Consider the following 20,717-nt stretch of genomic DNA (forward strand, 5'->3'; position numbering starts at 1 on the left):
TCGTGAGACGCCGGGCGGCCAGGTGGAGCGAACCATCGAGTGCAACCCCCTGAAAGCCATACCCGGCGTCTCCGGGCCTCTGGACCCTACGACAGCCCGTCTGACCCACGACCAACGTAGGACCCCCTGAGCCTCGTCATAAGCCACCCCCCGAAGACACCCCGCACCCTTGCCCCCGTCAAGAAAACCTGTTTTCCTGCTGCAAGCCCCACCGGCCGAGCCCCACAGGCCCAAGCAGACCAGGAGCCCCCCGATGAAATTCGCCGAGATCGAACGCCCGGCCGCCGGTGTCGCCCTGGTGCGGATGAACCGCCCCGACCGGCTCAACGCGCTGAGCCCGAGTCTGGTCTCCGACGTATACGCGGCCTTCCGTTCGCTCAACCGCGAGCGCGGCATCCGCGCAATCGTGCTGACCGGCGCGGGCCGGGCGTTCTGTTCCGGTGCCGACCTCAGCGGCGACCCGGACCCGGCGCCCGATGCCGAGGGGCGCGGCAAGGTCGGGCTCGTGTACCGGACGCAGGAGCACCTGGTCGATCTGATGCTGGCCGTCCACGAGTGCGAGAAGCCGGTGATCGCGGCCGTGCACGGCGCCGCCGTCGGCGGCGGTCTGGCGCTGGCGCTCGCCTCGGACCTGCGGGTCGCGGACACGACCGCGAAGTTCGGGTCGGTGTTCATCAAGGTCGGGCTGTCGTCCGCGGATGTCGGCACGAGCTACCTGCTGCCGCGTCTGGTCGGTCCCACGCGGGCTGCCGAACTCATGCTCACCGGGCGGCACTTCAGCGCCGAGGAGGCGGACCGCTACGGCATGCTCAACGCGCTCACCCCGGAAGGCGAGCACGTCGACGAGGCGCTGGGCCTCGCCGGGCTGATCGCGGAGAACTCCGAGTACGGCGTGTGGATGACGAAGAAGGGCGTGTGGTCCGGCATCGAGGCGGGCAGCTTCCGCCAACAGCTCGAACTGGAGAACCGCACGCAGGTGCTGGGCACCTTCACCGGCAACATGACGGAAGCCGCGGCGGCGTTCCGCGAGCGCCGCGCGCCGGTGTGGCAGGACATGTAGGCGACCGACGGGGATGAACGGCGGGCAGTCCCGCCGTACACACGAGGGTCTCGGTTCACGCGACGGCTGCTGCCCGACGGCCGCTGCCCGGCGGTCATACCGCCGGGCAGCGGCCGTCGTGTTCGTTCAACGGCGGTTGCGTTCGTTCATCCCGTTCCGCTCACCCGCCGGACGTCATCCGGCAGTCCCGCGGCGACGCACGGCGATCACGAGCACGCTTCCCATCGCGATCAGTCCCAGGCCGCCGACCACGCCCAGGCCTACCTGCGCCCCGGTGCTCGCGAGACCGCCCGAGCCGCCGGACGTGCCGTACCCGCCGGGCCCACCCGGACCGCCGGGACCTTCCGGACCGCCAGGCCCGTGGCCGCCGGTCCCGCCCTCACCGCCCCCGGAAATCCCGGGCGGTGCCGACGTCCCGCCGGAGCCGGACGGCGAGGGCGCCGGAGGACCGGACGATGTCGTCGGGCCGCCGGTCGGCGGACCGCTCGTCGGAGGCGCGGACGTCGGCGGTTCACTCGTCGGAGGTCGCGAGGTCGGAGGCTGCGACGTGGGAGGTCCCGAAGTCGGCGGCTGCGAAGTCGGGGGCTGCGACGTGTGCGGCGGTCGCGACGTAGGCGGCTCCGACGTCGGAGGTCGCGACGTAGGCGGCCTTGAGGTAGGCGGCCTTGAGGTGGGCGGCCTTGAGGTGGGCGGCCCGGACGTCGGAGGCGCGGATGTCGGTGGCCGAGAAGTAGGCGGCCCGGACGTCGGCGGCCCAGACGTCGGAGGCTGCGAAGTCGGCGGCCCGGACGTCGGCGGCCCGGAAGTAGGCGGCCCAGACGTAGGAGGCTGCGAAGTAGGCGGCCCCGAAGTCGGCGGCGCGGAAGTCGGAGGCTCAGACGTGGGCGGCCCGGACGTCGGCGGCCCAGACGTGGGCGGCCCCGAAGTCGGCGGCGCGGAAGTCGGCGGCGGCGGCGACGTCGTCTCCCCCTCGCACACCACCTCCACATGCCCCAACTCGGCCTTGGCGATCGGCCCTTGGTACACGACGGCGCCGCCCTGGTCCCGAAGCGTCCCGTTCACCGTGACGTCGATGCCCGCGCTCGCGGTCGAGCCCGCCGACGGTGCGTCGCTCGGCGGGCGGTGGTACTCGGTGAACTCCACGGTCAGCGTGCTCGGTCCCAGGCCGGGTGCGTTCAGGTCGGCGCCGGTGACGTCGAGGGTCGTGGTGCCGGGTGACACCAGGTGGCCGACGATCTCGATCTGGTCCGCTGCGGTGTGGGCGTAGGCGAACGCGGTCTCCTGGTACGGCGGCGGTACGCACTCGGCGTACGTGTCCACATCCCCGGTCGTCCCCTCCGCGACCGGGCCGAACCCGATGAGCGGCGACGCCGCGGCGGACGTCGGGTGGATGTGCACCGACACCGCGGCCGCGTGGACCTGGGCGTAGACCTTCGCGGTGGTGTTGGACGTGCGCACGACTTCGGTGCCGAACGAGGCGTAGTCCAGGACGCCGTCCGGGTCGGAGAAGTCGCCGGACTCGTCCTGGCCGAGCGGCGGCGTGCCGGCGATGCCGTACGAACCGGTGAACGCCGACGTGTTCAAGGCGTCGACGTCGGCGATGGTGAGTTTGATGAGCCGGGCGCTTGCGGAGGGCACTTCGGCGGCGGCGGCCGTCGGGCTCGCCGAGTAGGCGAACAGGGTGCCTGCGGCGACCGCGCCGGCCGCCGCGACGGCCAGCGGCACGGCATGCTGCTTCAGACCGATAAGTAAAGACATGGGCGATTTGTAACAGTGATGCCGCATCGCTCTCCGGGACCAACACCCGCCACCGCGATACGTCACTGGTTTGCCCCACCCCCGCTGCCGCACGGCCCACCGCGGCGGACGCGACGACGGCCGTCACCCGGATCAGGGGCGACGGCCGTCGGTTCGTGCGTGCGCGGTGCGTCAGCCCTGCGCCCCCGACTCGCCGAGCTGTCCGCGCCTGGCCTGTTCCGCGGCGCCCGCGGCGTCGGCGCGGCCGCGGTTGTAGGCGTCCATGCTGGCCTTGGCGTTGACCGATTCGCGTTCGGCGCTCTCCAGCCAGCGGTCCCAGCGGGCGCGCATCGGCATGACGAGGCCGCCGCCGACGCCGACGATCAGGATGCCGGCGATCGTGGCGAGGACCGCGACCAGCACCGGGCCGGTCACCGAGGTGGCGATCTGCGCCTGGCTCAGGGCGGCGATGGTGCCGAGGGCGACGATGGACGCCCAGGCGATGGTGGCGACGGTCTTGCCGTACGAAACGCCGCCGAGGGCCCCGCCGATGATGTCGCGCACCGCGCGGGCGATCGCCATGGTGACGACGATGATGAGGAGCGCGACGATGGCCTTGGGCAGCCACAGCACGATGCTGCGCAGCAGGTCGCTGACGGGATTCGGGCCGAAGACCCCGAAGCCGAGCTGAAGGACCATCAGCATGATGGCGTAGTAGACGACTTTGCTGACGATGGCGGTGGCGTCGTACTTCGAGTTCTGCAGCATCCCGGCGACGCCGCCGCGTTCGGAGACCTTCTCGAACCCGACCTTGCGCAGCACGCGGTCGACGACCCGGGCGATCAGCTTCGCGATCATCCAGCCGACGACCATGATGATGGCGAAGGCCACCAGCTTGGGGATGATCCTGGCGATGCTGGTCCAGGCATCGGTGAACCCCTGTCCGAAGTCGACGGACAGGGCGAGGCTCTGCGTCATGCGCATATCTCTCTGCTGCGGGAAGGTGCGCGGCGCGGCCTTCGAAAGCCTTGCGCCGCGCCGGATGTGCGCTCCGTGGTAGCACCGCCGAGCGGGCGGTGTCCCGCCGCGAACCGCGGAACTAGGCCGAGCGGGTGGGCGTCCCGCCCGTTCGAGGGACAGGCGGGTCCACTCGACGGCTGCGGCGGGAACGTGCAGGTCCGGGCGGGCGCGCGGCCCCGGGCCGGGATGAAGCATCCGGATGGGATGATGGTCGGACGGAGCGAGATAAAGGACCGCGCATGACCACGCCTGCCCCTGTTGTGACCGCCGCCGACCGTGCCGCCGCCGGCACGGTCCTGGCCCGTGAAGCCGCGCGGTTCGCCGGCTTCGGCTGGATGCGGGGCACCTCCGGCAACTTGTCGGTGGTGGTGTCGCGCGAGCCGCTGCGGCTGGCCGTGACGGCGAGCGGGCTGGACAAGGGCGAGCTGGATCCGGACGACCTGGTCGTGGTGGACGGTTCCGGTACGCCGGTGCCTGCCGACCAGGGCCCGGGTGCGCCGCGCAAGCCGTCCGCGGAGGCCGGGCTGCATGCGCGTGTGGTGGCGTTGACCGGTGCGGGTGCGGTGTTCCACGTGCACACGCTGCATGCGGTGCAGGCGGCGCGGTACTGGCCGAAGGGCGTCGAGCTGAGCGACCTGGAGATGCTGAAGGGCATCGGCCGGTCGGCGCACGGCGAGACGGTGGTGATCCCGGTCATCGAGAACAGCCAGGACATGGGCGAGTTGGGCGACCGGCTGGAGGCGGCGATGGTGCCGGGCGTGCCTGCGGTGCTGGTGGCGTCGCACGGCATGTACGTGTGGGGCGAGGACCCGATGCAGGCCCGCCACCACACCGAAATCGTGCAGTGGCTGCTGGAGTTCCGTCTCACGGAGGGCTGAACGGCCTCCGGAAGACGACGCGCACAGCGAGGAACCCCCGTGGTTGCCACGGGGGTTCCTGTTTCGCTGGGGTTCCTGCGTTACCGGAAGGGAGCCGGAAGAGAGCCGGGAGAGCGCGGAGCGCCTCAGTGTCCCGGTTCCACCACTCCGTCCTCGCTGACGATCGCGTCGATCAGGCGTGCCGGTGTGACGTCGAAGGCCGGGTTGAAGGCGCGCGAGCCCGCGGGGGCGACCCGGATGCCGCCCCATTCGAGGACCTCGGCTTCGGGGCGCTCCTCGATCGCGATGGCGCCGCCGTCCGGGGTGGCGTCGTCGAAGGTCGTGCGGGGTGCCGCGACGACGAACGGGATCCCGGCGTCCGCGCAGGCCAGGGCCACGCCGACGGAGCCGATCTTGTTGGCGGTGTCGCCGTTCTTGGCGATGCGGTCGGCGCCGATGACGGCGACGTCGACGAGTCCGCGCAGGATCGTGCTTGCGGCGGCGCCGTCGGGCTGGACGAAGTGCGGGATGCCTTCCTGGTCGAGTTCCCAGGCGGTGAGCCGGGAGCCTTGCAGGAGCGGCCGGGTCTCGTCGGCGTAGACGGCCTCGAGGACGCCGCGGGCGTGGAGTTCGCGGATGATGCCGAGGGCGGTGCCCCATCCGGCGGTGGCGAGCGAGCCGGTGTTGCAGTGCGTGAGGACGCGCAGCGGGCGGCGTTCGACGCGGGCGAGGATCCAGTCGGCGCCGTGGGCGCCGATGGCGCGGTTCGCGGCGACGTCTTCGCGGACGACCGCGTCGGCTTCCGCGATGACGGCGGCGACGCCCTGCGGGACGAAGGGGAGGACGCGGTCGACGCCGCCGGCCAGGTTGACGGCGGTGGGCCGGGCGTCGCGGATGCGGCGGATCTCGGTGTCGAGGCGGTCCGCGTCCCAGCCTTCGCGGGCGGCCTGGAGCATGGCGATCGCCACACCGTAGGCGCCCGAGGCGCCGAGCGCGGGGGCGCCGCGGACGGCGAGGCGGCCGATGGCGTCGACGAGGGTGTCGACGTCGGAGGCGTCGAGGGTGACCAGGCGTCCGGGGAGGGCAGTCTGGTCGATCAGGTGGAGTCCGGTGCCGTGCCAAGTGAGCGTGCGTATAGCGGAGTCGGCGTCTGCGGTCGGGGTGCTGGGGGCCACGTGCGGTTCCCTGGGGTGTGCGGGTTCGGCCGGTCTTCGGCCGGTCTTCGGCCGGTCGGGGCGCCGGCGGGGGCGGTTCCGGCCCGTCGATCGTATGACCAGGGTGTTAACGGGATGCAAACGGATCCGTGGGGCCCAGTCCCGTGAACCTCCCGAATCGCGGACATGTCGGCCGGGGTGGTTCGCGGGGGTGATATCTTCCCGGGCACCGACCCGGTCCGATCATCGGACCGGTCGCCGATCGTTGGAAATTCCGCGCATCCGGGAGGAGGTCAGCCGTGGCCGAGCCGTACCGCGCCGGGCGCATGCCCGTAGGCATCGACGCCGATTTCGCGATGCTCGAGGAATCCCACGGCTGTCCGATGGCGTCCCTGCCCCCGGCCCGCCGCGTGGCGCCCGTCCGCGGCTGTTGTCGCCGCGGCCGCTGAACCGCGCCGAGCACGACGGAGTCCGCCCGGCCCCAGCCCCACGGCACCACAACCGCGCGACCCGCGCCCCCAAGCCTCCGCACCACCGCAGTTCCGCGTACGTCCCGCTGCCGCGCCCGCCCCCGCGCGCAGCCCTGCCCGAGGATCCCCATGCACGTGTTTTCCCGCCGGACCACGCCCGGCCGCATCGTCCTGGCCGCCGTCGCGGTGACCACCGCGCTCGCCGCCACCGCCTGCAACGCGAACGACAAGAAGGACTCGGCCGCCCCGGCCGGGGACGGCAAGGCCAAGGGCAAGAACGTCGTCCTCGTCACGCCCGAGCCGATCGGCGTCAACGACTTCCTCAAGCTCGCCAAGCAGGGCGTCGAGGCCTCCGCCTCCGCGGCCGGCGGCACGTCCAAGGTGCTGGAGAGCAAGGACCCGACGGCGCTGCAGCAGAACGTGGAGAGCGCGGTGCGGCAGAAGCCCGCCGTGGTCGTCGCGGTCGGCTTCGAGTTCAACGACGTCATCGCGCAGCAGGCGCAGGCCAACCCGGCCCAGCAGTTCCTGCTCGTCGACTCGTGCACCGACAAGGCGTTCCCGAACGTGACGTGCGCGGTGTTCCGCGAGCACGAGGGCGCGTTCCTGGCCGGTGCCGAGGCGGGCCTGCTCACCAAGTCGGGCAAGACCGGCGCGGTCGTGGCGGTCGACTCGCCGCAGATCCGCCGCTTCTCCGACCCGTTCGGTGCGGGCGCCAAGCAGACCAACGCGAACAGTTCGTTCACCCAGCTGTTCGTGGGCGGGCAGAACCCCTTCAACGACCCGGCGCGTGCCAGCGAGCAGACCACGTCGCTGAAGACCAAGGGCGTCGACACGGTCATGGGTGCCGCGTCCGCGGCGGGCAACCTCGGCGTGTTCAACGCGGCGAAGACGGACGGGCTGCAGGTGTGGGGCGTGGACGTCAACCAGTGCCCGCAGGCGCCGGGCTCGGTCGTCGACAACGTGATCAAGCACACGGACGTCGCGGTGCAGAAGGGCGTCGACCAGATCCTCAACGCGACGCCGGGCGGCGTCGTGTCGTACGGCCTCAAGGAGGGCGGCATTTCGCTGACCTCGCTGGAGCCGGGCCTGGAGAACTCCCAGTGCGGTATCGCGCAGCACCCGGACATCGTCAAGACCGTCCAGGACCTGCGTGCCCAGATCGTCGACGGCCGCCTGCAGGTGGCCGACCCGGTCAAGGGCTGAGCAAGGGCTGAGCAGCAAGAGCCGACCCGTCGGGGCCTAGGCCGAGTCCGGCCCCGACTCCCCGGCACGGCCGGGCACCCGCGACGGGTGCCCGGCCGTCCGGGCCGCCCGGAACGGATCCCGCACCGATGACCGACCCCCAGACGCCCACCGAGCCCGGTGCGGCCGCGCCCGGCGTTCCCGAGGTCGAACTGCGCGGCATCGTCAAGCGGTTCCCCGGCGTGCTCGCCTGCGACCGCGTGGACTTGTCCGTCGCGGCCGGCGAAGTGCACGCGCTGATGGGCGAGAACGGCGCGGGCAAGTCGACGCTGATGTCCGTGCTGTACGGGCTGCAGCGGCCGGACGCCGGCCGGATCCTGCTGCGCGGCACCGAGCACGCGTTCACGTCGCCGCTGCAGGCGATCGACGCCGGGCTCGGCATGGTGCACCAGGGCTTCAAGCTGTTCCCGTCGCTGTCCGTGACGGAGAACGTGGTGTACGGCGCGGAGCCGCGCCGCCGCGGCTTCGTCGACCGGGCCGCGTCCCGTGCGAAGGTCGCCGACCTCGTCGAGCGGCACGGCCTGCACGTGCCGCCGGACGCCCGGGTCGGCGACCTGCCGGTCGGTGTGCAGCAGCGCGTCGAGATCCTCAAGCTGCTCTACCGCGACGCCCGGGTGCTGATCCTGGACGAGCCGACGGCCGTGCTGACCCCGGCGGAGGCCGACCGGCTCCTCGACGTGGTCCGCGGCCTGGCCGCCGCCGGGCGGACGGTGCTGCTGGTCACCCACAAGCTGCACGAGGTGATGGCGGTCAGCGACCGCGTCACGGTGCTGCGGGACGGCCGGGTGACCGCGCGGATGGCCACCGCCGACACCGGTCCGGCGGAGATCGCCGCGGCCATGACGGGCCGTCAGGTCGATTTGGACCGCACCCATCCGGCGGGCGTGCCGGGCACCGACGTGCTCGCCGTGGACGGGCTGACGGTCGGCCCGAAGGGCGGGAAGCCGCTGGTCGACGCGGTGTCGCTGCGGGTCCGCGCGGGCGAGATCGTCGGCGTCGCGGGTGTCGCGGGCAACGGGCAGAGCGAACTCGTCGAGGCGCTGGCCGGGCTGCGGCCCGCGACGGCCGGGCGGGTCGTCGTCGCCGGGACCGAGGTGGTGTCCGGAGGCAAGGGCGCGAGCGTCGCCAAGCGCCGCGCGGCCGGGCTGGCCTATGTGCCCGAGGACCGCGCCGAGGTCGGCGCGGCCCGCACCGCGCCGCTGGCCGACAACCTGGCCATGGGCTTCCACCGCCGCGCCCCGATCGCCGGACGCGGCGGCCTGCTGTCCCGGGCCGCGATCCGCGCGCACGCCGCGTCGGTCATCGACCGGTTCGCGGTCAAGGCGGCCTCCGGGGCGGTGCCGATCGGCACGCTGTCCGGCGGCAACCAGCAGAAGGCGATCCTGGGCCGCGAGATCACCCACGACGCGCCGCTGCTGGTCGTCGAGCAGCCGACGCGCGGCGTCGACATCGGCTCGATCGAGAACATCCACACCCGCCTGGTCGAGCACCGCGACGCCGGGCACGGCATCCTGCTGGTCTCCGCGGAACTGAGCGAGATCCTCGCGCTGTCCGACCGCGTCCTGGTGATGTACGACGGCCGCGTGGTCGCCGAACTCCCGCGCGCCGCCGCCGACGCGGCGACGATCGGACTGGCGATGGCGGGCGGGACACCGGGGGTTCCGGCGCAGCGGACCGGCGACGACGCCGAGCACCAGGCGGCCGACGCCGCCTCGGAACCTGTTGCGGGCGCCGCCTCGGACTCTGCTGCGGACACCGCCTCCGACGCCGCCTCGGACGCCGCTTTCCGGGCAGCCGCCCCCGACTCCCCCGCCACTCCTGCCCCGACCGAGGGGGAAGCCGACCATGCCTGACGTGTCCTCGCCGGCCGCCGAGAAGCCGCCCAAGGGCGGCGCGGCGGCCCGCTTCTCCCCCGCCGCGGCCGCACGCACGGCCGTGTTCTCCCCCGTGACCGTCTCGATCGTCGCCGGGTTCGTCGTCGGCGCGATCATCCTGGCGAGCACCGGTGCCGCGCCGCCGGCCGCCTACCAGGCGATCTTCGAGAGCGCGTTCGGCTCGGACGGCATCGGCGACACGCTCAACAAGTCGATCCCGATCGTCGGCATGGCCGTGGCGCTGGCGATCCCGCTGCGTGCCGGGCTGGTCAACCTCGGCGGCGACGGGCAGCTCGTCCTCGGCGCGCTCGCGGCCGCATGCGTCGGGTTGTACTCACCGTTCCCGGCGCCCGTCACGGTCGTGCTGGCGCTGCTCGCGGGTGTCCTCGCGGGCGGGCTGTGGGCCTCGCTGGCGGCGCTCCTGGAGAACGCGTGCGGGGTGCCGCTGCTGGTGAGCAGCCTCCTGCTCAGCTATCCGGCGGTGTCGCTGGTGTCCTACCTGATCCGTTTCCAGCTGTTGGAGAAGGGCTCGGGCATCCCGCAGACCGAGAAGCTGCCCGAGGGCGTGCGGCTGCCGGAGTTCGCGCAGGACGGCGGACTGGGCACCGGCATCAGCATCGGCATCTTCCTGGTCGCCGCCGCGGCGCTGGTGTTCGCCTTCGTCGAGGCCCGCACCGCGGCCGGGTTCGAGGTGCGGATGACCGGGCGCGGGGCACGGTTCTCCGCGTACGCGGGCGTGGACCGTCCGCGGCTCACCCTCAAGCTGATGTTCGCGTCCGGCGGCCTGGCCGGGCTGGTCGGCGCGATCACCGTGCTCGGCTTCCCGTTCCGCCTGGTCGACGGCGCGCTCACGTCGCCCGGCTACACGTGGACGGGCCTGCTGGCCGCGCTGCTGGCCGCCGCGTCGCCGCTCGGCACGCTCGTCGCCGGGTTCTTCTTCGCGGCGCTGACCATCGGCGGGTTCGGCATGGAGCAGGAGACCGCCGTGCCGCAGCAGCTCACGTCGGTGCTCCAGGCCGTCATCATCCTGTTCCTCGCGGTCCGCACCGGCGTGTTCGCCAAGGGCGGGTGGCTGCGGCGCTTCCGGCCCGGAGGCCGGGCGCCTGATCCGAAGGCCGCCGAGAGTCCCGGGGAAGCTCCCGTGGACGATCCGGTGGAAGCCGCCGTGAAGGCCGCTGTGGAAGGGGGCCGCTGACATGTCGTTCGACGCCGAACTCGTCTTCTCCGCGCTGCGCGCCCTCACCCCCGTGCTGTTCGCCGCCCTCGGTGGCGCGCTGTGCGAGCGCGCGGGCGTGTTCAATGTGTCCCTCGAAGGGACCATGCTCACCGGCTGCTTCGCCGCGGTCGCGGGCAGCTGGTACAGCGGCAGCGCGTGGGGCGGCGTCCTCGCCGCGGTCATCGCGTCCACCGCGTTCTCGGCGATCCTCGCGGTCGGCGCGGTCAGCCTGGGCGCCGACGCGGTGGTGGTGGGCATCGCGCTCAACCTGCTCGCGGTCGGCCTGACCGGGTTCCTGCTGCGCACCGTGTTCGGGACGACCGGCACGTTCGGCGACCCGGACCTCGACGGGCTCGACCCGGTGGACCTGCCCGGCATCGAGTCGATCCCGTTCGTCGGCAAGGCGATCTCCGGGCATTCGCCGCTCGTCTACCTGTCGTGGGTCGTCGTCGCGGTGATCGCCGTGCTGCTGTCCCGGCACCCGTGGGGCCTGCGGCTGCGCGGCGTCGGCGAAGCCCCGGAAGCCGCACAGAGCCTGGGCGTCAGCGTCACCCGCTACCGCTACGCCGCGGTCCTCGCCTCGGGTGCGCTGTGCGGGCTCGCCGGGGCACAGCTGTCCTTGGGCAACGTGACGCTGTTCTCCGAGAACATGACCGCCGGGCGCGGGTGGATCGCGGTCGTCGCGGTCATGCTGGGCCGCGCGCTGCCGGTCGGCGTGCTGCTCGCCGGGCTGCTGTTCGGGCTCGTCGAGGCGATCGGTTTCCGCCTTCAGGGCGAGGGGATGCCGCAGCAGGCCGCCGATGCGGCACCGTATGTGATGACCTTGATCGCGCTGTTCCTGGCGACCCGGCCGCGGTTCCGCGACCGCCGCCTGGTGCGGCGTCCGAAATCCGGGCCCCCGTCGGAAGCACCGTCCGAAGCACCGGCCGATTCGTTCGGGCCCGCCGGTGCCGCAAGTCCCGCCCCCGCATTGGAGCCGAAGCCGTGAGCACCCCCGCCAACGCCGCGTCCCGTCCCGCCGTGCTGCCGATCACCAAGATCCCGTCGTCCGGGCTGCCCGCCTACGCGCTCGTGGTCGGCGACCCGGCGCGCGCCGGGCTGGTCGCACAGCTGCTGGACGGCGCCGAGCAGATCGGCGCCAACCGCGAGTACGTCACCTACCGCGGCACGTGGCGCGGCGTCGACCTGGTCGTGTCGTCGCACGGTGTCGGCGGGCCCGGCGCGGTGTGCCTGTTCGGCGAGCTGGCCGAGGCCGGGGTGACGACGCTCATCCGCCTGGGCACCGCCGGTGCGCTGGCGCGCGGGATCGGGGACGGCGACCTGGTGGTGGCCGAGGCCGCGGTCCGCGACGACGGTGTGACGCAGCAGCTCGTGCCCGCCGAGTTCCCGGCGTTCTCGACCCCCGAGGTCACCCTCGCGCTGCAGGCGGCGGCCCGCGAGCACGACGCGCCGCACCACCGCGGCACGGTGTGGACGCGCGCGGCGTTCCTGCCGGGCGTGCTGGAGCTGCCGATGAAGCCGTACCAGCGGGCGGGCGTGCTGGCCATCGAGATGGAGCTGTCCGCGCTGCTGGTGTTCGCGTCCCTCAACGGCCTGCGCGCGGGCGGCGCGCTGGTGATCGACGGGATCGCCGCCGACGACCTGGTCGACGACGACGGCAACAGCGGCTACGACCCGCACCGCAAGGTCGTCGCGGAGGGCGTGGACCGGGCGGCGCTGGTGGCGCTCGACGCGGTCGTGCGGCTCGCCGCGGCGGACGCCGCGGCCGCTGCGGAGGCGGCCCGGTGACCGGCGGGGCCGGGCCGGTCCCCACGCGCGGGTTCACCGGCCGGATCGCCGCGGGCGCGCGGGACCGGCGGCTGCCGCCCGGGCAGTACGACGCGCACGACGCGTTCCCCGTGCTGTCCGCCGAGGTCACCCCGGAACTCGCCGCCGAAGACTGGACCTTCCGGATCGACGGCCTGGTCGCCGAACCCCGGACCTGGACCTGGGACGAGGCCCGCGCGCTGCCGCCGGGCCGCTACGAAGGCCCCATCCACTGCGTCACGTCCTGGTCGAAGCTGCACACCGTGTTCGACGGCGTGTCCCTCGACACGTTCCTCGGCGAGGTCCGGCCGCTGCCGACCGCGACGCACGTCGTCGCCTACGCGCACACCGGCTACACGACGAACCTGCCGCTGTCCGACCTGGTGTCCGGCCGTGCCTGGATCGCCTTCGACTTCGACGGGAAGCCGCTCACGCCCGCGCACGGCGGGCCCGCGCGGCTGCTCGTCCCGCACCTGTACTTCTGGAAGTCCGCCAAGTGGATCGCCGGGCTGCGGCTCGTCGACCGCGACGAACCGGGCTTCTGGGAACGCAACGGCTACCACCACCGGGGCGACCCGTGGGCGGAGGAACGCTATGCCGGCGACTGACGCCGACCCCGCGGCGCCGGCGCTGCCGCCGATCCCCGAGTTCGCCGCACCCGGCCGCGTCGCGCGGAGCCTGCGCGGAGCCGTCGACTGGCAGTACGGCGAAGTCGTCGGCCTTCGCCGAGAGACCGGCGACCTGCTGACCGTCCGCCTCGCGCTGCCGAGGTGGCATGCGCACGCCGCCGGACAGCACTACATGCTGCGGCTGACCGCCGCCGACGGCTACACCGCGCAGCGCCACTACTCGGTGGCGTCCGCCCCCGGCGACACCGGCCACATCGAACTCACCGTCGACCACGTGCCCGGCGGCGAGGTGTCCGGGTTCGTACACGGCGAACTGGCGGTCGGCGACCGCCTCGAAGTCCGCGGCCCACTGGGCGGCTTCTTCGCCTGGGCGGGCGACCGCCCGGCACTGCTGATCGGCGGCGGATCCGGACTCGTGCCGCTCGTCGCGATGCTCCGCCACCAGCGCGCCGCCGAGCCCGCCACCCCCGTGCACCTGGTCGCGTGCGTGCGGTCGCCGGAACACCTGCCCTACGCCGCCGAGCTGACGGGCGATCAGGTCACCGCGGTGTACAGCCGCAGCGCCCCGGCGGGCCTGCCGGTCGGGCGGCTGACCCCGGACGTCCTCGCCCCGCACGCCGCGGCGGCGGTCGCCGAGGACCGCGAGGTGTACGTGTGCGGGTCGACGGGCTTCGCCGAGGCGGTCGGCCGCATGCTGACCCGCGCGGGCGTCCCGGCCACCCGCATCCGCCTGGAGAGGTTCGGGGACGCGGTGTAGCCGGGACGCGGGGTCCGCTTGCGGACGGGGCTCGGGTACGGGGGCTCGGTTATGGAAACTCGGGAACGGGGCTCGGGTGCGGCTCAGGCCGCGATGACCAGCTCCGGACGCGGGGTGCCGGTTGCGGTCGCGGTCGCGGTGCGGGACTTCGGGCGGGCGAACACCACCAGCCGCAGCACCACGAACCGGCCCAGCCCGGCCAGGCCCTGCGCAGCCAGGTAGACGGCCTGGATGGTCAGCGCCCCCGCGTGCGGGGCCGCCGCTTCCAGGGCGAGCATCGCGCCGGTGGTGAACAGGTAGGCGACGACGGCGGTTCCGGTCGACTCCGCGTGCACGCGCCAGCCGGCGGCGCCCTTGCGGAACGTGATGCGGCTGTGGAGTTCGTTGCACAGCAGCGTGCCCAGGACGGTGACTATCGCGTTCGCGACCGCGATGCTCAGCCAGTTCGTGAGCAGCAGCAGCGCGCCGCTGGACGCCACGCCGACCCCGCCGCCGCAGGCGACGAAGCGGACGAACGACGCGATCGGCCCGGTGGAACCGAGCGTGCCCACGGGGCCCTTCGCGGCCGCGGCGGCACCGGGCATGGGCATGTGCCCGTCCCACGCGGTGCGCACCGGCCGGAACCGCGGCTTGATCACCGCGGTTCGTGCGGATCGGCGCATCGGAGTCCCCTTCCCCTCGCCTTCCCCCTGCTCTGTTCACAGGAGATGACGGGCGAGGGGTTCCTTTTGTGACGAACCCGGACGCGCGATCCCCGGTGATACACGTCACGCCCCCGGGCGCCGATCCCGGGGGTGTGACGCGTACAGGATCATTCTGCCGGGGAACACAAGTCGATTCGTCATCCCCGGAGACCGAGATCGCCAAGACCATGTCATCCCTGGGGGGATGCCGCGCGTACTCCCTGAGGAGACATCAGACCCGCAGGAAGTAGGGGGTGTTCCCCCGGATCACCCCTAAGGGTCACCCGGGGGAGGGACGCCCGGGCGTTCCGGATCAGCCCGCGACGACCGGTTGACGTCCCGACAAGTCGACACGCGCGAACGAGTCGGTCTCCGGGTGGGTGCCCACCCCGCGGTCGAAGTACGGTTCGCCGGCCCGGCGGACGCCGACGGTGTGCCAGCCGGCTTCGCGGGCCGCGTCGAGTTCGTCGACGAGGTCGGAGAAGAACACGAAGCGCGCCGCGTCGTCTTCGCCGAGCGCCGCGGCGATCGCGTGGTACGAGGCCGCCGTCTTCTTCGGACCGGCGTTCTCGGTGTCGAAGTGGCCGGAGAACAGCGGGAGGAGCGAGCCTTCCGCGGAGTGCCCGAACCAGGCGAGCTGCGCGGAGACCGACCCGGACGAGTACACGTAGAGCCGGTGCCCGGCTGCGTGCCAGGCGCGCAGCGCGGGGATCGCGTCCGGGTAGAAGTGCGAGGTGAGTTCGCCGGACGCGAAGCCTTCCGCCCAGATGACGCCTTGCAGCGTCTTGAGCGGGGTGGCCTTCTCGTCGCGGTCGAGCCACCCGTTGAGCTGCGCGACGACGACGTCGGTGCCCGCGCCGGGGTCGCCGAGGTGGTCGCGCACCGCGGCGACCGCGCGGGCGATCTCGGCTTCGTCGCCGCGCTGTTCGATGACGCGGGCGAAGTGCTTGCGGGAGTACGGGTACAGCTGTTCGGTGATGAACCCGGTGGCACTGGTGGTGCCTTCGATGTCCACGACCACGTGCGCAGGAGCGGTCGGTGCGGTCACGCGGCGGACTCCGCGGCGTAGCGGGCCTGGATGGTGTCGAAGTCCGGGAAGCGCTCCGAGATCTTGTCCCCGGTGAAGTCGCCGACCCAGCCGTCTTCGTCGTGGAAGAACCGGATCGCGGCGACGGACGGCTCGACGCCCATGTCGAACCAGTGGGTGATGCCCTTCGGCACCGACAGCAGGTCGCCCGCCTCGCACAGCACGGCGAAGACCTTGCCGTCGACGTGCAGGTAGAAGATCCCGGCGCCTTCGACGAAGAAGCGGACCTCGTCGTCGTCGTGGGTGTGCTCGGCGAGGAACTTCTGCCGGGCGGCGGCGGCCTTGGCGGGCCACTCGGGGTCGTCGGACGGCTGGAGGCGGATGACGTCGACGAGGATGTAGCCCTCGGCGGCAGTGATGCGGTCGACCTCGGTGCGGTAGGCGGCGATCACCTCGTCCTGCGTGGCGCCGGGCGCGAGGGCGGCGTCGGCGGTCCACCGCTCGTAGCGCACGCCGATCGGCGCGAGGGCCCCGGCGATGGCGCCGGGCTCGGCGGTGCACAGCAACTCCGTGGCGCTGTCGGCCTCGGGCCACACGGTCAGCAGGGACATCCGGACTCTCCTCGTACTCGCCGGTCGGTTTCCCCCCCGGCAAATCTACCGCCGCGCCCCAAAGACACCCAGGTCGCGGCGGCATTCGGTCATCTCGGGGACACAACTCGCACGGGCGGTCACCGGTTGCGCACGTAGGTGGCGATACGCCCGCCGTCGGGGAAGGACTCCTGGCCGACGAACCGGAACTCCACGGGCCGGAAGTCGGCGCGGAACAGCGGGATCCCGGCCCCGGCGACGACCGGGTAGCACTTGAGGACGAGTTCGTCGATCTCGTCGAGCAGCGCGCCGGCCAGGGCGGCCCCGCCGGCGAGCCAGATGCCGTGCTCGCCTTCTTCGGCCTTGAGCGCGCGGACGGTGGCGACGGGGTCGCCGGGGACGAGGGTGACGTCCGGGGAGGGGCTTTCGGTGAGGCTGCTCGTGACCACGTACTGGCGCAGGTGCGGGTAGGGGCTGACGAGGCCCTGCTCCAGCGCGGGGTCGTAGGTGGCGCGGCCCATGACGACGGTGTCGTAGAGCTTGGGCTCGGGCTTGGTGCCCATCGCGTCGTGCACGGGTGCCGGGAGTGTCTCGGGGCAGGCGGCGAGCATCCAGTGGAAGACGTCCTGGTACGGCATCAGGTGCTCGTAGGCGCCGTCGGGGGCGGCGATGTAGCCGTCGATCGAGTGGCTGACGAAGTAGGTGAGCTTGCGCATGAGGCTCCTGGTGCAGGTCTTCGGCATCGCGAACAACTACAGGTATAGTACTTCACTTGTAGTGGTTGCAAGTGATCACCCGAACCCGCGAGGTTTTCGTCCCATGGCACAGAATCCGGAACGACGGGCCGCGCTCGTCGACGCGGCAATCGACGTCCTGGCCCGCGAGGGCGCCCGCGGCCTGACGTTCCGCGCGGTCGACACCCAGGCAGGCGTCCCGACAGGCACCGCCTCGAACTACTTCGCGAACCGCGAGGACCTGCTCGACCAGGCCGGCCGCCGCGTCTACACGCGCCTCGCCCCCGACCCGGCGTCCGTGGCGCACGCCCTGGAGACCCCGCCCTCCCGCGAGCTGGTCCGCCACTTCATGCACGACATCGTCCGCCGCGTCACCGCCGACCGGACCGGCTACCTGGCCCTCCTCGAACTCCGCCTGGAAGCCACCCGCCGCCCCGACCTCCGCCGCACCCTGACCGCCCGGCTCCAGCCCGAGTACGAGGAATCCATCCGCTTCCACCTGGCCGCCGGCCTCCCCGGCGACCGCTCGACCGTCAGCGTCCTCTACTTCGCCATGCTCGGCCTCATCGTCGAACACTTGACGGTGCCGGAGGTGATCGCGGCGGACCCGATCGAGGCACTGATCGACGCGATCGTGGATCGGGTGGTGCCGAGGGAATGACGGATTGATCCGGCCACTCGTTACCAGGTCATGCCGCCAATCACGAGGACCGAGGCACGGATCTACGCGACCCCACCGTTGGACACCGGGGACCAGCGCGTCCTCACGGAGGTCGAGGAGCTGCGCGAGCGGCTCTCGTTGCGGCTACGCCCAGGGCGTCCGTGGTCCGGACAGCTGCGACGCAACATGACCGCGCGGGCCATCGCCGGTTCGAACGCGATCGAGGGTTACCCGATGCGCGTCAGTGAGGTCGAAGCGCTACTGGTGGGTGAACAGCCCATGGGCACGCCCGAACCGACTCGCATCGAAGTGGACGGCTATCGACGCGCGCTGTCGTGGATCCAAGCGCTGTCCGACGCAGACGGCTTCGCGTATGAAGCCGGTCTGCTCAACTCGCTTCACTGGATGGTGCAAGGGCACCACGCGCACAAGCGTCCCGGTCGGTGGCGCAATCGCGCCGTGTATGTGTTGTCGGCCGGCCACCCCCCTGTCACGGAGTACACGGCGCCCGACCCCGGGCGTATCCCGGAACTCATGGCCCTATTGATCGACTGGCTCAACGCAGGCGATCTCGACCAACCCGTGCACGTGCGAGCGTCCATGGCCCATCTCAACCTGGTCAACATCCATCCGTGGTGCGACGGCAACGGTCGCCTCAGCCGCGCACTCTCGGCCTTGCTCTTCGCCCGCGACGGAGTTTTGCCTGCGGAGTACTCCTCGATTGAGGAGTGGCTCGGGTATCGCGAGAACACTTGGGACTACTACCGCGTCCTCAAACGTGTGGGCGGGGCAACGTGGTCTCCCGAAAACGACACCCACCCCTGGATCAAGTTCTGCCTGCGCGCCCACCACCTTCAGGCGCAGTCCGCGGAACGCCGCTTCGATCTGTACGCGCGTATCTGGGAACAACTGTCGGAGGCCACTTCCCGGCTGGGGTTGGACGAGCGCGTGGTTTACGCGTTGCTTCCCGCCGCGCTGAGCGGAAAGGTCCGCCGCGCGGTGTACCAGCACGATGCCGACCTGACCGAGCAGACGGCGCAGCGCGATCTCAAGGAATTGGTCCGGCTCGGCTGGCTCCGGGCCGACGGCCGGACCCGGGCAAGGCAGTACGTGCCTGGCGAGTCCATGGCTCCCGTCGTGGCCGAGGTACTCAAGCTCATGCCGCCCTACCGCGAGCCCTACGACGACTGACCCGGCAGCGGTGGCCGGAGGCCGTGGTGGCGGGCGTAGTCGCGGAAGCGGGCGATGCGGGGCGGCGGGGTGTCGGGGCGGTGGAAGAGGGCGATGTGGCCGCGGACCGGGGGGGTGGAAGTCGCGGACGGTGGTGCCGGGGTGGGCGAGGTCTTCGTGCATGTCGCGGTAGAGGAAGACCGAGCCGAGGCCGGCGCGGACGGCGGCGACCCAGGCGGAGCGGTCTTCGGCTTCGAGAGCGACCACGGGGGTGATGCCCATCGCGGTGAAGAAGGCGTCGATCTCGTCGCGGCGGCCCGGGCCCGGCGGGGGCAGGACGAGCGGGAGGCCGTCGAGGTGGGCGGGGCTCGCGGGGTCGGGCAGGTCGACGGACTCGGGCGAGACCAGGACGACTTCGCGGACCGCGAACCGGCAGGCGGCCAGGTCGTCGGGCCCGGGCAGCGCCGCGACCCCGAGGTCGGCGTCCCCGTTCCGCACGGCGTCGAACAGGTCCGGACGTGAGGAGAACCGCAGCAGTCGGACGGAGATGTCGGGGTGCTCGGCGGCGAAGGCCGGGATCAGGTGGGTGCCGAGATCGCCGGAGAGGGTGGGGGTGGCGGCGATGCGGAGGATGGCGGGTTCGGGGGCGGTGGACCCGGCCGGGGGCGGCTTCGCTGCGCCGCGCTGCCCTGCACCCGCGCTGTCCCCCGCACTGTGCGGCATGCGACGGGGGCGTGCGCAGGGAGGGGCCGGGGAATCCCCCGGCGCCTCCGCGCCGTGGGACGTATGGCCCGAGTGGGCGGGGGGCGGGGACGGGGGCGCGTCGGGTGAAGCCTGCGTGGGCGGATCCGCCGACCCGATCGACGTGCTGCCGGCGGTCGGCCCCGCAGGTGCCGCAGGTGCCGCAGCGGAAGGCTGCGGAGTCGCCGCGGCGGCGGCCCCGCCGATCATGGCCAGGCCCGGGTCCCCCAGCCCCTCGAACGCTTCCACGTCCGCCAGGATCATCCGGGCCAGCCGCACCGCCCGCTCCCCCGCGGGGGACAGCACCGTCCCCCGGTTCGTGCGGGCGAACAAACGTGTTCCGACCGTGCGTTCGAGTTCCATGAGGGACTTGGACAGGGCGGGCTGCGCCAGGTAGAGCGCCGCGGCGGCGGCCGAGATCGAGCCGTGGTCGGCCACCGCCACCAGGCGGCGGAGCTGGTGCACGGTGAGCCGGGGGTCGAGCCCGGGACTGCGGCGGGCGGGCGGCGGGGCCATGCGCGGACTCCGTGGTGCGGGGGACGTACGGCGACGACGCGGGGCGATCCGTACCCGACCGTACGGCATGTCCCGCGGACCCATCGTGGCCTGCCGGTCCGCCGGTTTCCAGTGCCGCCGGGTCGGTTTCCCGCGCCGCGGCCGGCCGACGGCCTCACGGGCACTTCTCGTCGAACTTCACCACGCCCAGCTTGGCCTTGCCGCCCTTGGGCAGCGGCTGCCCCGCCGCCGGGGTCTGCGTGCACACCTGCCAGTGGTTCTCGATGATGACCGGACGGCTGCCGCGCAGATCGTCGACGTCGATCTTGGCGTCCCCGCGCAGCGCGTCGCGGACGACGTTGACACTGCGCCCGACCACCGCGGGCATCACGCCGTCCGGCGCGCTGGGTTCCGAGGTCGGGATCGGCTGCGCCGGGCAGTCCTCGTTGGTGCGCACGACGCCGAGCCGCACGGTGGTGCCCTTGTCGGTCTCGCCCGGGCCGGGATCCTGGTCGCACACCTGCCAGTTGCTGAGCAGGAGCTGCACCCGGCCGCGGCCGAGGGCGTCGTGCGGCTTGATGTAGTGGTAGCCCGCCATCCAGACGGCATCGCGGGCCTTCTGGAGGTCGCGTCCGACAACGTACGGGATGCCGTCGGGGTCGGCGGACGAGGGCGGCGCCGTCGTCCGCGGGGACGGCGCGGGCGCGGCGACGCCCGCCGAAGCCGGAGGGCTGCCGGCCGGCGCGGACGCGCTGCCGGCCGGAGCCGGCGACGACGCCCCCGCGGGCGCGGGA

The 20,717-nt window shown here is 72.7% G+C and carries 20 protein-coding genes and 1 pseudogene; 12 read left to right on the forward strand and 9 right to left on the reverse strand.

Annotated features, from left to right (window positions below):
• Positions 1 to 253: 253 nt before the first annotated feature.
• The gene (locus ABEA93_RS40930) at positions 254 to 1,060 is read left to right on the forward strand and encodes an enoyl-CoA hydratase/isomerase family protein (RefSeq protein WP_345681092.1); all 807 of its coding nucleotides are present in this window, start codon (positions 254 to 256) and stop codon (positions 1,058 to 1,060) included.
• A 174-nt stretch (positions 1,061 to 1,234) separates the two neighbouring features.
• Here ABEA93_RS40930 and ABEA93_RS40935 read toward each other — a convergent pair whose 3' ends face one another.
• Both ABEA93_RS40935 and ABEA93_RS40940 read right to left on the reverse strand, forming a co-directional pair.
• Positions 1,235 to 2,818: a hypothetical protein gene (locus ABEA93_RS40935; protein WP_345681093.1), complete on the reverse strand. Its 1,584-nt coding sequence runs from the start codon at positions 2,816 to 2,818 to the stop codon at positions 1,235 to 1,237.
• 171 nt (positions 2,819 to 2,989) lie between these two features.
• The gene (locus ABEA93_RS40940) at positions 2,990 to 3,775 is read right to left on the reverse strand and encodes a mechanosensitive ion channel family protein (RefSeq protein WP_345681094.1); all 786 of its coding nucleotides are present in this window, start codon (positions 3,773 to 3,775) and stop codon (positions 2,990 to 2,992) included.
• Positions 3,776 to 4,056: 281 nt separating this feature from the next.
• On the opposite strand from ABEA93_RS40940, the gene mtnB reads away from it, so the two are divergent.
• Positions 4,057 to 4,695 (forward strand): methylthioribulose 1-phosphate dehydratase, encoded by a 639-nt coding sequence (gene mtnB, locus ABEA93_RS40945; protein WP_345681095.1) that lies wholly within the window; start codon positions 4,057 to 4,059, stop codon positions 4,693 to 4,695.
• A gap of 125 nt (positions 4,696 to 4,820) precedes the next feature.
• Here the strand turns inward: mtnB and mtnA are convergent, their stop codons facing one another.
• Complete coding sequence (mtnA, locus tag ABEA93_RS40950) at positions 4,821 to 5,849, reverse strand: S-methyl-5-thioribose-1-phosphate isomerase (protein ID WP_345681096.1); 1,029 nt, start codon at positions 5,847 to 5,849, stop codon at positions 4,821 to 4,823.
• A 278-nt stretch (positions 5,850 to 6,127) separates the two neighbouring features.
• Between mtnA and ABEA93_RS40955 the strand changes: the two genes are divergently transcribed.
• The 8 genes from ABEA93_RS40955 (at position 6,128) to ABEA93_RS40990 (ending at position 13,822) form a co-directional block, all read left to right on the forward strand.
• A complete protein-coding gene (locus ABEA93_RS40955) occupies positions 6,128 to 6,277 on the forward strand; it encodes a hypothetical protein (protein ID WP_345681097.1) in 150 nt (49 codons plus the stop codon).
• A gap of 150 nt (positions 6,278 to 6,427) precedes the next feature.
• Positions 6,428 to 7,501: a BMP family ABC transporter substrate-binding protein gene (locus tag ABEA93_RS40960; protein WP_345681098.1), complete on the forward strand. Its 1,074-nt coding sequence runs from the start codon at positions 6,428 to 6,430 to the stop codon at positions 7,499 to 7,501.
• 128 nt (positions 7,502 to 7,629) lie between these two features.
• Positions 7,630 to 9,393, forward strand: coding sequence for an ABC transporter ATP-binding protein (locus ABEA93_RS40965; RefSeq protein WP_345681099.1), 1,764 nt, complete (start codon positions 7,630 to 7,632; stop codon positions 9,391 to 9,393).
• A complete protein-coding gene (locus ABEA93_RS40970; RefSeq protein WP_345681100.1) occupies positions 9,386 to 10,609 on the forward strand; it encodes an ABC transporter permease in 1,224 nt (407 codons plus the stop codon). The genes ABEA93_RS40965 and ABEA93_RS40970 overlap by 8 nt, the downstream gene beginning before the upstream one ends.
• Position 10,610: 1 nt before the next feature.
• Positions 10,611 to 11,618 (forward strand): ABC transporter permease, encoded by a 1,008-nt coding sequence (locus ABEA93_RS40975; RefSeq protein WP_345681101.1) that lies wholly within the window; start codon positions 10,611 to 10,613, stop codon positions 11,616 to 11,618.
• Positions 11,615 to 12,418, forward strand: a complete 804-nt coding sequence (locus ABEA93_RS40980) for a nucleoside phosphorylase (RefSeq protein WP_345681102.1) — start codon at positions 11,615 to 11,617, stop codon at positions 12,416 to 12,418. The genes ABEA93_RS40975 and ABEA93_RS40980 overlap by 4 nt, the downstream gene beginning before the upstream one ends.
• Positions 12,415 to 13,044: a sulfite oxidase-like oxidoreductase gene (locus ABEA93_RS40985; RefSeq protein WP_425585269.1), complete on the forward strand. Its 630-nt coding sequence runs from the start codon at positions 12,415 to 12,417 to the stop codon at positions 13,042 to 13,044. Before ABEA93_RS40980 ends, ABEA93_RS40985 begins: the two co-directional genes overlap by 4 nt.
• Positions 13,031 to 13,822, forward strand: coding sequence for an FAD-binding oxidoreductase (locus tag ABEA93_RS40990; RefSeq protein WP_345681103.1), 792 nt, complete (start codon positions 13,031 to 13,033; stop codon positions 13,820 to 13,822). The genes ABEA93_RS40985 and ABEA93_RS40990 overlap by 14 nt, the downstream gene beginning before the upstream one ends.
• 83 nt (positions 13,823 to 13,905) lie before the next feature.
• Here ABEA93_RS40990 and ABEA93_RS40995 read toward each other — a convergent pair whose 3' ends face one another.
• The 4 genes from ABEA93_RS40995 to ABEA93_RS41010 form a co-directional block, all read right to left on the reverse strand.
• Positions 13,906 to 14,484: a GtrA domain-containing protein gene (locus ABEA93_RS40995; RefSeq protein ID WP_345681104.1), complete on the reverse strand. Its 579-nt coding sequence runs from the start codon at positions 14,482 to 14,484 to the stop codon at positions 13,906 to 13,908.
• Positions 14,485 to 14,818: 334 nt separating this feature from the next.
• Positions 14,819 to 15,553 carry an acireductone synthase gene (mtnC, locus tag ABEA93_RS41000; RefSeq protein ID WP_345681105.1) on the reverse strand — a complete coding sequence of 245 codons (735 nt, stop codon included), beginning with the start codon at positions 15,551 to 15,553 and terminating at the stop codon, positions 14,819 to 14,821.
• A complete protein-coding gene (locus tag ABEA93_RS41005) occupies positions 15,550 to 16,143 on the reverse strand; it encodes a 1,2-dihydroxy-3-keto-5-methylthiopentene dioxygenase (protein WP_345681106.1) in 594 nt (197 codons plus the stop codon). Before ABEA93_RS41005 ends, mtnC begins: the two co-directional genes overlap by 4 nt.
• 119 nt (positions 16,144 to 16,262) lie before the next feature.
• Positions 16,263 to 16,838: a dihydrofolate reductase family protein gene (locus tag ABEA93_RS41010; protein WP_345681107.1), complete on the reverse strand. Its 576-nt coding sequence runs from the start codon at positions 16,836 to 16,838 to the stop codon at positions 16,263 to 16,265.
• A gap of 103 nt (positions 16,839 to 16,941) precedes the next feature.
• On the opposite strand from ABEA93_RS41010, the gene ABEA93_RS41015 reads away from it, so the two are divergent.
• Both ABEA93_RS41015 and ABEA93_RS41020 read left to right on the forward strand, forming a co-directional pair.
• Positions 16,942 to 17,517 carry a TetR/AcrR family transcriptional regulator gene (locus tag ABEA93_RS41015; RefSeq protein ID WP_345681108.1) on the forward strand — a complete coding sequence of 192 codons (576 nt, stop codon included), beginning with the start codon at positions 16,942 to 16,944 and terminating at the stop codon, positions 17,515 to 17,517.
• A 78-nt stretch (positions 17,518 to 17,595) separates the two neighbouring features.
• Positions 17,596 to 18,708, forward strand: coding sequence for a Fic family protein (locus ABEA93_RS41020; protein WP_345681109.1), 1,113 nt, complete (start codon positions 17,596 to 17,598; stop codon positions 18,706 to 18,708).
• A 162-nt stretch (positions 18,709 to 18,870) separates the two neighbouring features.
• On the opposite strand, the pseudogene ABEA93_RS42280 reads toward ABEA93_RS41020, so the two are convergent.
• Positions 18,871 to 20,028: pseudogene (locus ABEA93_RS42280) on the reverse strand (LysR family transcriptional regulator); the annotation flags it as partial.
• A gap of 70 nt (positions 20,029 to 20,098) precedes the next feature.
• Positions 20,099 to 20,717, reverse strand: a 619-nt coding sequence (locus ABEA93_RS41030; RefSeq protein WP_345681111.1) for a hypothetical protein, incomplete at its 5' end; no start/stop codon positions are given.

Source organism: Yinghuangia aomiensis (assembly GCF_039542225.1).
Lineage (GTDB): Bacteria > Actinomycetota > Actinomycetes > Streptomycetales > Streptomycetaceae > Yinghuangia > Yinghuangia aomiensis.

What these genes read in the sequence shown, in the direction of transcription:
- ABEA93_RS40930 (WP_345681092.1), top strand. Translation starts at nt 254, where the DNA reads ATGAAATTCGCCGAGATCGAACGCCCGGCCGCCGGTGTCGCCCTGGTG.
- ABEA93_RS40935 (WP_345681093.1), bottom strand. Translation starts at nt 2,818, where the DNA reads ATGTCTTTACTTATCGGTCTGAAGCAGCATGCCGTGCCGCTGGCCGTC.
- ABEA93_RS40940 (WP_345681094.1), bottom strand. Translation starts at nt 3,775, where the DNA reads ATGACGCAGAGCCTCGCCCTGTCCGTCGACTTCGGACAGGGGTTCACC.
- mtnB (WP_345681095.1), top strand. Translation starts at nt 4,057, where the DNA reads ATGACCACGCCTGCCCCTGTTGTGACCGCCGCCGACCGTGCCGCCGCC.
- ABEA93_RS40960 (WP_345681098.1), top strand. Translation starts at nt 6,428, where the DNA reads ATGCACGTGTTTTCCCGCCGGACCACGCCCGGCCGCATCGTCCTGGCC.
- ABEA93_RS40965 (WP_345681099.1), top strand. Translation starts at nt 7,630, where the DNA reads ATGACCGACCCCCAGACGCCCACCGAGCCCGGTGCGGCCGCGCCCGGC.
- ABEA93_RS40970 (WP_345681100.1), top strand. Translation starts at nt 9,386, where the DNA reads ATGCCTGACGTGTCCTCGCCGGCCGCCGAGAAGCCGCCCAAGGGCGGC.
- ABEA93_RS40975 (WP_345681101.1), top strand. Translation starts at nt 10,611, where the DNA reads ATGTCGTTCGACGCCGAACTCGTCTTCTCCGCGCTGCGCGCCCTCACC.
- ABEA93_RS40990 (WP_345681103.1), top strand. Translation starts at nt 13,031, where the DNA reads ATGCCGGCGACTGACGCCGACCCCGCGGCGCCGGCGCTGCCGCCGATC.
- ABEA93_RS40995 (WP_345681104.1), bottom strand. Translation starts at nt 14,484, where the DNA reads ATGCGCCGATCCGCACGAACCGCGGTGATCAAGCCGCGGTTCCGGCCG.
- ABEA93_RS41005 (WP_345681106.1), bottom strand. Translation starts at nt 16,143, where the DNA reads ATGTCCCTGCTGACCGTGTGGCCCGAGGCCGACAGCGCCACGGAGTTG.
- ABEA93_RS41010 (WP_345681107.1), bottom strand. Translation starts at nt 16,838, where the DNA reads ATGCGCAAGCTCACCTACTTCGTCAGCCACTCGATCGACGGCTACATC.
- ABEA93_RS41015 (WP_345681108.1), top strand. Translation starts at nt 16,942, where the DNA reads ATGGCACAGAATCCGGAACGACGGGCCGCGCTCGTCGACGCGGCAATC.